This is a genomic window from Blastococcus sp. SYSU DS0539 (assembly GCF_054050855.1).
Window position 1 is genome coordinate 29,562 of record NZ_JBJHAF010000020.1, and the last position, 10,244, is coordinate 39,805.

The following is a 10,244-nucleotide window of genomic DNA, read 5'->3' on the forward strand; positions in this document are numbered from 1 at the left end:
ACCGTGACGCGCCCGCCGCTCTACGTCCGCCGCCCCTTCCTCGCGGGGCTGGTGCGCCAGCTGCCGCTGCTCGCGGTGCTCGTCGTGGTGGCCGCCGGGCTGCTGCTGGTCACCCTCGAGCACTGGCGCTGGGGGCTGGTCGTCGTGGGGCTGGCGCTGGTCGGGGCGGCGCTGCTGCGGCTGCTCCTGCCGGTGCGGCGGGTGGGCTTCCTCGCGGTGCGCAGCCGCGCGGTCGACGTCGTGCTGACCGCGGGTGCCGGGATCGCGCTCACCACCGTCGCGCTCACCATCCCGGGCACGTGAGACTCACCCGGGGCGGCACGAGGCGCCGACCAGCGCTAGGTTGACGGCCATGGCGAAGCAGCCCAGGAACGGCAAGGTCACCGTGGTCGGTGCCGGGTTCTACGGCTCCACCACCGCACTCCGCCTGGCCGAGTACGACATCTTCGAGACCGTCGTGCTCACCGACATCGTGGAGGGCAAGCCCGAGGGGCTCGCGCTGGACATGAACCAGTCGCGGCCCATCGAGGGATTCGAGACGGAGGTGATCGGCGTCGGTGGCGGCTCCTACGCCGGCACCGAGGACTCCGACGTCGTCGTCGTCACCGCCGGCCTGCCGCGCAAGCCGGGCATGAGCCGCATGGACCTGATCGAGACCAACGCGAAGATCGTCCGCGAGGTCTCCGAGAACGTCGCCCGCACGTCGCCCGACGCCGTCGTCATCGTCGTCTCCAACCCGCTGGACGAGATGACCGCCCTGGCGCAGCTGGCCACCGGGTTCCCGCACCAGCGCGTGATGGGTCAGGCGGGCATGCTCGACACCGCGCGCTTCTCCAACTTCGTCGCCGAGGAGCTCGACGTCCCCGTGGCCTCGGTGCGGACGCTGACGCTCGGCTCGCACGGCGACACGATGGTGCCGGTGCCCTCGCGCTGCACCGTCGACGGCAAGCCGCTGGTCGACGTGCTGGCGGCCGACCGCATCGAGCACCTCGTGCAGCGCACCCGGAACGGTGGCGCCGAGGTGGTGGCGCTGCTCAAGACCGGATCGGCCTACTACGCTCCTTCCGCCGCGGCCGCCCGCATGGCCCGCGCGGTCATGGAGGACTCCGGCGCAGTGATGCCGGTGTGCACGTGGGTCGACGGGGAGTACGGCATCTCCGGGGTGTACCTGGGGGTGGAGGCCGAGATCGGCCGCGGGGGCGTGAAGCGCGTCGTCGAGAGCGACCTGTCGGAAACCGAACGGGCGGGCCTGCGTGAGGCGGCCGAAGCGGTGCGCGCCAAGCAGGCCGACGTAGCCGACCTCTGACCGAGCCGGTCAGAGCTGCAGAGAGGGAAACAACCACGTGAGCAAGATCAAGGTCGAGGGCACCGTCGTCGAGCTCGACGGCGACGAGATGACCCGGATCATCTGGCAGTTCATCAAGGACCAGCTGATCCTCCCGTACCTCGACGTCAACCTCGAGTACTACGACCTCGGCATGGAGCACCGCGACGCCACCGACGACCAGGTGACGATCGACTCCGCCAACGCCATCAAGAAGCACGGCGTCGGCGTCAAGTGCGCCACCATCACGCCCGACGAGGCGCGGGTCGAGGAGTTCGGGCTGAAGAAGATGTGGCGGTCCCCGAACGGGACGATCCGCAACATCCTCGGCGGCGTGATCTTCCGCGAGCCGATCATCATGCAGAACGTGCCGCGCCTGGTGCCGGGCTGGACCAAGCCGATCATCGTCGGCCGGCACGCCTACGGCGACCAGTACCGCGCCACCGACTTCAAGTTCCCGTCGGCCGGCAAGCTCACCGTCACCTTCACCCCGGACGACGGCTCGCAGCCGATCGAGCACGAGGTGTTCCAGGCGCCGGGCGCCGGTGTCTCGCTGTCGATGTACAACCTCGACGACTCGATCCGCGACTTCGCGCGCGCCTCGCTGAACTACGGCCTGGACCGCAAGTACCCGGTGTACCTCTCCACGAAGAACACGATCCTCAAGGCCTACGACGGCCGGTTCAAGGACATCTTCGAGGAGACGTTCCAGGCGGAGTTCGCCGACAAGTTCAGGGAAGCCGGCATCACCTACGAGCACCGGCTCATCGACGACATGGTCGCCGCCTCGCTCAAGTGGGAGGGCGGCTACGTCTGGGCGTGCAAGAACTACGACGGTGACGTGCAGTCCGACACCGTGGCCCAGGGCTTCGGCTCGCTCGGCCTGATGACGTCGGTGCTCGCCACCCCGGACGGCCGCACGGTCGAGGCCGAGGCCGCGCACGGCACGGTGACCCGGCACTACCGCCAGCACCAGAAGGGCGAGCAGACGTCGACCAACCCGATCGCGTCGATCTTCGCCTGGACCCGGGGCCTGGCCCACCGCGGCAAGCTGGACAACACCCCCGAGGTGACCCGCTTCGCGGAGACCCTGGAGAAGGTCTGCATCGACACCGTCGAGAGCGGCCAGATGACCAAGGACCTCGCGCTGCTGATCTCCAAGGACCAGCCGTGGCTGAACACCCAGGACTTCCTGGCGGCCATCGACGCCAACCTGCAGAAGGCCATGGCCTGACGTAGGCACGCGCGTACCGCGGGCCCCTCGACCTCCGGGTCGGGGGGCCCGTGCGCGTTGCGCGGACCCCGGCAGTGCGCACGGTCACCCGAGCCGTGCGGCCCCCCGGGCATGCGCGCCGCACCGCCGGGCAGCATGGACCCGGCACGATGGAACGGTCCGCCCGCACCCAACCCCCGAGGAGCACGCCGCCGGTGAGCGACGTCTGGCTCAACATCGTCATGGTCGTCGCCTTCATCATGATCGGCGGTGTCTTCGCGGGCGCCGAGATCGCCCTGGTGTCGCTGCGCGAGTCGCAGGTCCGCGCGATGGCCGAGCAGGGTGGCCGCCGCGGCCAGGCGGTGCAGAAGCTGCTGAAGGACCCGAACCAGTTCCTGGCCGCAGTGCAGGTGGGCGTCACCCTGGCCGGGTTCTTCTCCGCCGCGTTCGGCGCCAGCACGCTGTCCGCCCCGCTGGCCGACTGGATGCAGACCCGCGGCATGAGCGAGGGTCTGGCCGGCACGCTCGCGCTGGTGCTGGTCACCATCGCGATCAGCTACGTGTCGCTGGTCGTCGGCGAGCTGACCCCCAAGCGGCTGGCCCTGCAGCGGGCCGAGGGCTTCTCGCTGCTGGTCGCGGCGCCGCTGAACGCGATCGCGAAGCTGTCCCGCCCGGTCATCTGGCTGCTGTCGAAGTCCACGAACGGCCTGGTCCGGCTGGTCGGCGGGGACCCCAAGGCGAGCGGCGAGTCGATCAGCCAGGAGGAGCTGCGCGACCTGGTGGCCGCGCACGAGTCGCTCAGCAGCGACGAGCGGCGGCTGATCGACGAGGTGTTCCGCGCCGGCGAGCGCGAGGTGCGCGAGGTCATGACGCCGCGCACGGAGGTGCAGTTCCTCGATGCCTCGATGACCGCCAGCCGGGCGGCCAAGCTCGTCGCGGAGTCGAACTGGTCGCGGTTCCCCGTGGCCGGGCGCGACGAGGACGACGTCGTCGGCTTCGTGCACGTCCGCGACCTGTTCCTGCCGAACCACCCCGCCGGGCGGGCCGCGACCGTCGGCGACCTGGCCCGCGAGGTCACCCGGCTGCCGGGCACCGCCGCCGTCCTCACCGTGCTCAGCGAGATGCGCCGGGACAACCAGCACCTGGCCATCGTCGTCGACGAGTACGGCGGCACCGACGGCATCGTCACCCTGGAGGACCTCATCGAGGAGGTCATCGGGGAGATCTACGACGAGTACGACGCCGAGGTCGCCCCGGAGGACCGCCGGTCGCCCGACGCCCCGCGCGAGGTCGACGGCTTGCTCAACCTGGACGACTTCACCGAGGCCACCGGTCTGCAGCTGCCCGAGGGGCCGTACGAGACGGTGGCCGGGTACGTGCTGGCCGAGCTGGGCCGGCTGCCCGAGGTGGGCGACACCATCGAGGTGGAGGGGCGCAGCGTCTCGGTGCTGGAGCTCGACGGACGGCGGATCGCCCGCCTGCTGGTCGGCCCGCCGCCCCCGGAGGACACCGAGGACGGCGGGCCGGACGCCGGCGCGACGGGCTGAGCCGGGCCGTTCAGCGGCGGGCCTGCGCGACCCCCCAGGCGTCCCGCACGATGCCGACCAGGTCGGTGTGCTTCGGCGTCCACCCGAGGTCGGCGCGGATCCGGTCGCTGGAGGCGACGAGCTGGGCGGGGTCGCCGGCCCGGCGCTCGCCGACGGTGACCGGGATCGGGTGCCCGGTCACCTCGCGGGCGGCCTCGACGACCTCCTGCACCGAGAAGCCGGTGCCGTTGCCCAGGTTGTAGATGCGGTGCTCGCCGGCAGCCGGCGCGGGCAGGGCCAGCAGGTGGGCGTCGGAGAGGTCCTCGACGTGCACGTAGTCGCGGATGCAGGTGCCGTCGGGCGTCGGGTAGTCCTGGCCGTAGACGGTCAGCGACTCGCGCTGGCCGGCGGCCACCTGCAGCGCGATCGGGATGAGGTGCGTCTCGGTGGCGTGCCGCTCGCCCAGCCCGTAGGCGGCGCCCGCGACGTTGAAGTACCGCAGGCTCACCGCGGCGAAGCCGTGCGCGACGGCGTACGAGGTGAGCATGTGGTCGACGGCGAGCTTGGAGGCGCCGTAGGTGTTGGTCGGCCGGGTCGGCGCGTCCTCGCGGATCGGCACCTGGTCGGGCTCGCCGTAGGTGGCCGCGGTGGACGAGAAGACGATCCGGCGGCAGTCGGCGGCGCGCATCGCCTCGAGCAGGGCGAAGGAGCCCGCGACGTTGGTCTCCCAGTAGTCCTCGGGGCGCTGCTGCGAGACGCCGACCAGCGACTTGGCCGCGAAGTGCAGCACCGCCTCCGGCCGGACCTCGGCCAGCACGGGCGCCGAGTCGTGCAGGGAGACCTCGGCCAGCGTGGCACCGGCGGGCACGGCGTCCGCGTGACCGGTCGAGAGGTCGTCGAGGACGGTGACGTCGTGGCCGTCGGCCAGCAGGGCAGCCGTCACTACGCTGCCGATGTAGCCGGCTCCACCGGCGACGAGTACGCGCATGGGCCCACCCTATGAGGGCGGCCGTGGCGGAGGAGGAACTCGATGGTCAGTGCCCGACCGGCGGTGCAGTCGCTCCCGGCCTACAAGCCCGGCCGCAACCCGGCCGACCTGGCCCGGGAGATCGGCGTCGAGCGGGCGGTGAAGCTCGCCAGCAACGAGGTCGCGTTCCCCCCGCTGCCCGCCGTCGTCGAGGCGGTGACCGCGGCCGTCGCCGAGACCAACCGCTACCCCGACAACGGCGCCGTGGTGCTCACCGGCGCCCTGGCCCGGCGGTACGACGTCGACCCGGCGCAGGTGGCCGTCGGCTGCGGCGCGGTCGCCATCTGCCAGGAGCTCGCCCAGGCCTACAACGACCCGGGCACGTCGATGGCCTTCGCCTGGCGCTCGTTCGAGATGTACCCGCTGCTGGCCCGGGTGGCCGGGGCCCGCGCGCTCCAGGTGCCGCTGGTCCCCGGGCGGTCCGGCGGGGCCCCCGACACCCACGACCTCGACGGCCTGGCCGCCGCGATCGACGGCACCACCCGCCTGGTCTTCGTCTGCAACCCGAACAACCCCACCGGGACGGCGGTGCGCCGGGCGGAGCTGGAGCGGTTCCTCGACGCGGTGCCCACGGAGACGCTCGTCGTCCTGGACGAGGCCTACCGCGAGTTCGTGACCGACGCCGACGTCCCCGACGGGGTGGAGCTGATGCGCGGCCGGCCGAACGTCGCGGTCCTCCGCACGTTCTCGAAGGCCTGGGGCCTGGCCGGGCTGCGGGTCGGCTACCTGCTGGCCGAGGACCCGTCGGTCGCCGACGCCGTGCGCCGGACGCACCTGCCGTTCAGCGTGGGTCTGGTCGCCCAGGCGGCCGCGGTGGCGGCGCTGGCCAGCGAGGACGAGGTCCGTGCCCGGTGCGCCGCGGTCGTGACCGAGCGGGCGCGGTTGACCGGCGAGCTGCGGGCGCGGGGCCTCGAGGTCGCCGACAGCCAGGCCAACTTCGTGTGGCTGCCGGTGGGGGAGCGGGCCGTTGGCCTGGCGGCCGCGCTGGAGGCGCGCGCGGTGATCACCCGGGCCTTCGCGGGGGAGGGGATCCGGGTCACCGTCGGCACTCCCGAGGAGGACGACGTGTTCCTCGCCGCGCTCGACGACGTCCTGGCCGCGACGCCCTCCTGACCTGCGCCGACCGCCCCCGCGCAGCGGCGGGCGGCGCGGAGGGCCGGGGGAGGTCGGCACGGAGGCCGGTCCCGGCTGGTTTGATGACCGACGTGGCTCTTCCCCGTGTCCTCTCCGGCATCCAGCCGACCGCGGACTCCTTCCACCTCGGCAACTACGTGGGTGCGCTGCGGCAGTGGGTCAGCATGCAGGAGGACCACGACGCCTTCTACTGCGTCGTCGACCTGCACGCCATCACCCTCGAGCAGCCGGATCCGGCGCTGCTCCGCAGGCGCACGCTGGTGTCGGCCGCCCAGCTGCTGGCCCTCGGCGTGGACCCGAGCCGCAGCACGCTGTTCGTGCAGAGCCACGTGCCCGAGCACGCCCAGCTGGCCTGGGTCCTGCAGTGCCTGACCGGGTTCGGCGAGGCCAGCCGGATGACCCAGTTCAAGGACAAGAGCACCCGGGAGGGCACCGGCGTCACCTCGGTGGGGCTGTTCACCTACCCGGTGCTGCAGGCGGCGGACATCCTGCTCTACCAGGCGCACCGGGTGCCGGTGGGCGAGGACCAGCGGCAGCACCTCGAGCTGACCCGTGACCTCGCCACCCGGTTCAACGGCCGGTACGGCGCCACGTTCACGCTGCCGGAGGCCTACATCCCGGCCGGTGCGGCGAAGGTGCTCGACCTGCAGTCGCCGGAGAAGAAGATGAGCAAGAGCCTGCCGCCGGCCGGCTGCATCAACCTGCTCGACGACCCGAAGGTCACCGCCAAGAAGATCCGCTCGGCGGTCACCGACACCGGTCGCGAGGTGGTGGCCGACCCGGCCGCCAAGCCCGGCGTCACCAACCTGCTCACCATCCACTCGGCGTTCTCCGGGAAGAGCACCGCCGAGCTCGAGGAGCACTTCGCCGGCCGGGGCTACGGCGACCTGAAGAAGGAGCTCGCCGAGGTCGTCACCGACGCGCTGGCGCCGATCCAGCAGCGCACGGCCGAGCTGCTGGCCGACACCGCCGAGCTGGAGCGGGTGCTGGCCGCGGGGGCCGCGCGGGCCCGGGAGGTGGCCGGCGCCACGCTGGAGACCGTCCACGAGCGGGTCGGCTTCCTGCCACCGGTGGGGCCGCGCCCGTGAACGACGACACCTTCGTGGGCCGGCTGGAGGCGCCGCCGGAGACCGCGGTCCTGGGCGTCATCGTCCCGGTGCCCGAGCCGTGGGCGACGCTGCTGGTCGACTGGCGCCATAAGGTCGGCGACCGGCAGGCGGCGCTGGTGCCCCCGCACGTGACGCTGCTGCCGCCCACCGAGGTGCCGGTCGCCTCGCGCGGGGCCATCGCCGAGCACCTGGCGGCGGTCGCCGCCGACCACCCGCCGTTCGACATGCACCTGGCCGGCACGGGCACCTTCGCGCCGGTCACCGACGTCGTCTTCGTGACCGTGGCGCGGGGTATCGGCAACTGCGAGATGCTGGCCGACGACCTCCGCCGGGGACCGCTGGCCCGGTCGCTCTCCTTCCCGTACCACCCGCACGTCACCGTGGCCCACGACGTCCCGGCCGACATGCTGGAGCTGGCCTACAGCGGCCTGCAGGAGCTGTCGGCCGAGTTCCGGGTGGAGCACTTCACCGAGTTCGAGCAGACCCCCGGGGGTGCGTGGACGGTCGCCCGCGAGTACCCGCTCACCGGTTCCGCCCGCTGAGGGCGCGGCCCGGGAGCCGAGCGCCCAGACTCGGGCGGTGAGTTCCGCGAGCCCCGGGAGGGCCCCGGCCAGGAAGGCGTGGCCGGCCCGGACGTGGGACCGCGTCGAGGGCGCCGTCGACGCCGCCCGCCGGCGGTTCCCGTGGTTCGATCACCTGGCCCGCGCCGGCGGCCGCTACCGCCGGACGCAGGGCGACCTGATGGCCGCCGGCGTCACCTACTTCGCCTTCCTGGGGCTGTTCCCCGTCCTCCTCATGGCCGCCTCGGCGATCGGGCTGGTGCTGGCCGGCGACGAGCTGCTCCAGCGCGAGCTCTACGACGCCATCCGCGAGACGTTCCCCGGCACCACGGGCCAGGAAATCGTGGCGCAGCTCCGCGGCGCCGTCGGCTCGGCCGAGGTGGTCGGCGTCATCGGCCTGGTCGGCTTCCTCTACGCCGGGCTGCGGGCGATGGACAAGCTGCGCGTCGGCATGGAGCGCATCTGGAAGGGGCACGCCGACGAGCCGGAGTTCCTCCGGGACAACGTCCAGGACGTCCTGGCGCTGGTCCTGCTCGGCGCCGTCGGCCTGCTCAGCCTGGGGCTGACCGGGGTCGCCACGTGGGCGACGTCCTGGGTCCTGGAGGCGCTCGGCCTCGAGGGCGCGCCGGGGCTGTTCGTGCTCACCGCCGTCGCCAGCCTCGCGCTGGCGTTCGCCGGCGACGTGGTGGTGTTCCTGTGGCTGCTGAAGGTCGTGCCCTCGACGCCGCACCCGCTGCGGCGGCTGCTGCCCGGCGCGCTGTTCGGCGCGGCCGGCTTCGAGGTGATGAAGCTGATCGGCAACCTCTACCTCTCGCTGATCTCCGGCAGCGTGACGGCGTCGGCCTTCGGTGGCGCCGTCGGCATCCTGGTGTGGATCAACATCGTGTTCCGGTTCGCCTTCTTCACCGCCGCCTGGACCGCCGGCTCCCCGGCGGTGGAGGGCGCCGCCCGGGAGCCGGTGCCGGAAGAGCTCGACGCGCCCGGCGACGACCGCGCACCGGCGCGCTGACCGCGACGCCCGGGGCCGTGCGTGGGTGACGCAGGCCACCGCCGCGGGGAGCCCCGCGGCCCGATCGGCCGGCCCTTCGCAACGATCGGGTCTCAGTCCGGACCAGGGTTGGAGGGCGCTCGCCCGGCGGGATTAGCGTCCGGGTCGTGCCCTACGGCGGGCGCTCGAGGTGGCCGCCGCGCACGTGCAACCCACCCCCGGGAGACCCCGCCACCACGTCGGGACCTCCCCCCAGAAAAGGAGATCGTCTTGCGCCGAGCGCGGATGACGAAGGCCGCGGCGCTGCTGCTGGCCGGCAGCCTGGCTCTCGCGGCCTGTGCCAGCGACGAGGAGAACGGCTCCGGCGCTTCCGGCGGCGGCGGCGAGGGCGACCTCAAGGTCGGTGTCGCCTACGACACCGGCGGCCGTGGCGACAAGTCCTTCAACGACTCGGCGATCGCCGGTGTCGAGGCGGCGGTCGAGGACCTCGGCGGCAACGTCGAGGAGGACATCCAGGAGCTCTCGCCGAACGAGGACGGGTCCGACCGCGCCGAGCTGCTCACCCAGCTGGCCGAGAACGGCTACAACCCGGTGATCGCGGTCGGCTTCGCCTACGGCGACATCATCGGCGACATCGCCGCCGACTACCCCGAGACGCAGTTCGCGATCGTCGACACCTCGGTCGCCGACATGGGCGTGGACAACCTCACCGGCCTGATCTTCGCCGAGGAGGAGGGTAGCTTCCTCGCCGGCGTGGCGGCGGCCTCCAAGAGCGCCACCGGGCACATCGGCTTCGTGGGTGGCCAGCAGAGCCCGCTGATCCAGAAGTTCGAGGCGGGCTACACCGCCGGCGCCAGGGCGGTCAACCCCGACATCATCGTCGACACCCAGTACCTCTCCCCGGCGGGCGACCCGTCCGGCTTCGGTGACCCCGAGGGCGGCAAGGTCGCGGCGCAGGGCATGTACCAGAACGGCGCGGACATCGTGTTCCACGCCGCGGGCGGCTCCGGCGAGGGCGTCTTCGAGGCGGCCGTCGAGGCCGGTCAGCGCGCCATCGGCGTCGACTCCGACCAGTACGCCAGCGCCTCGCCCGACCAGCAGGCCGTCATCATGACGTCGATGCTCAAGCGGGTCGACAACGCGGTGGAGGCCTACATCAAGGACTTCGCCGAGGGCAACATCGACGGCGGCGTCGACATCCTCAACGACCTGTCCACCGGCGGCGTCGGCCTGTCCACCTCGGGCGGCTTCATCGACGACATCCAGGACGTCATCGACGACTACCGCCAGCAGATCATCGACGGCGAGATCGAGGTCCCGACAACCCCGTGACCGGTGCGGGCCCGCCTCCGGGCGGGCCCGC

At 72.6% G+C, this 10,244-nt stretch carries 10 protein-coding genes; 9 read left to right on the plus strand and 1 reads right to left on the minus strand.

Translation table 11 applies throughout. The features are described from left to right. The first annotated feature begins 3 nt into the window (after nt 1–3). From ACI790_RS19090 to ACI790_RS19105, 4 genes are all read left to right on the plus strand, one after another. Entirely contained in the window at nt 4–303 is a 300-nt protein-coding gene (locus ACI790_RS19090) for a DUF3017 domain-containing protein (protein ID WP_456571368.1), read from the plus strand. A 49-nt stretch (nt 304–352) separates the two neighbouring features. Next, nucleotides 353–1,306, plus strand: a complete 954-nt coding sequence (gene mdh, locus ACI790_RS19095; RefSeq protein ID WP_456571369.1) for a malate dehydrogenase — start codon at nt 353–355, stop codon at nt 1,304–1,306. Between the two features lie 37 nt (nt 1,307–1,343). Next, nucleotides 1,344–2,558 (plus strand): NADP-dependent isocitrate dehydrogenase, encoded by a 1,215-nt coding sequence (locus tag ACI790_RS19100; protein ID WP_456571370.1) that lies wholly within the window; start codon nt 1,344–1,346, stop codon nt 2,556–2,558. 194 nt (nt 2,559–2,752) lie between these two features. Continuing rightward, entirely contained in the window at nt 2,753–4,084 is a 1,332-nt protein-coding gene (locus tag ACI790_RS19105) for a hemolysin family protein (RefSeq protein WP_456571371.1), read from the plus strand. 10 nt (nt 4,085–4,094) lie between these two features. On the opposite strand, the gene galE is transcribed toward ACI790_RS19105, so the two are convergent. Beyond that, nucleotides 4,095–5,051, minus strand: a complete 957-nt coding sequence (gene galE, locus ACI790_RS19110) for a UDP-glucose 4-epimerase GalE (protein WP_456571372.1) — start codon at nt 5,049–5,051, stop codon at nt 4,095–4,097. A 42-nt stretch (nt 5,052–5,093) separates the two neighbouring features. Here galE and hisC point away from each other — a divergent pair, with 42 nt between their 5' ends. From hisC to ACI790_RS19135, 5 genes are all read left to right on the plus strand, one after another. Next, complete coding sequence (gene hisC / locus ACI790_RS19115) at nt 5,094–6,203, plus strand: histidinol-phosphate transaminase (protein WP_456571373.1); 1,110 nt, start codon at nt 5,094–5,096, stop codon at nt 6,201–6,203. An 83-nt stretch (nt 6,204–6,286) separates the two neighbouring features. After that, nucleotides 6,287–7,312, plus strand: a complete 1,026-nt coding sequence (gene trpS / locus ACI790_RS19120; RefSeq protein ID WP_456571374.1) for a tryptophan--tRNA ligase — start codon at nt 6,287–6,289, stop codon at nt 7,310–7,312. Continuing rightward, nucleotides 7,309–7,875: a 2'-5' RNA ligase family protein gene (locus ACI790_RS19125; RefSeq protein ID WP_456571375.1), complete on the plus strand. Its 567-nt coding sequence runs from the start codon at nt 7,309–7,311 to the stop codon at nt 7,873–7,875. The genes trpS and ACI790_RS19125 overlap by 4 nt, the downstream gene beginning before the upstream one ends. A 37-nt stretch (nt 7,876–7,912) precedes the next feature. Beyond that, complete coding sequence (locus ACI790_RS19130) at nt 7,913–8,902, plus strand: YihY/virulence factor BrkB family protein (RefSeq protein WP_456571376.1); 990 nt, start codon at nt 7,913–7,915, stop codon at nt 8,900–8,902. A 249-nt stretch (nt 8,903–9,151) separates the two neighbouring features. Then, nucleotides 9,152–10,213, plus strand: a complete 1,062-nt coding sequence (locus ACI790_RS19135; RefSeq protein WP_456571377.1) for a BMP family lipoprotein — start codon at nt 9,152–9,154, stop codon at nt 10,211–10,213. The last annotated feature ends 31 nt before the right edge of the window (nt 10,214–10,244 follow it).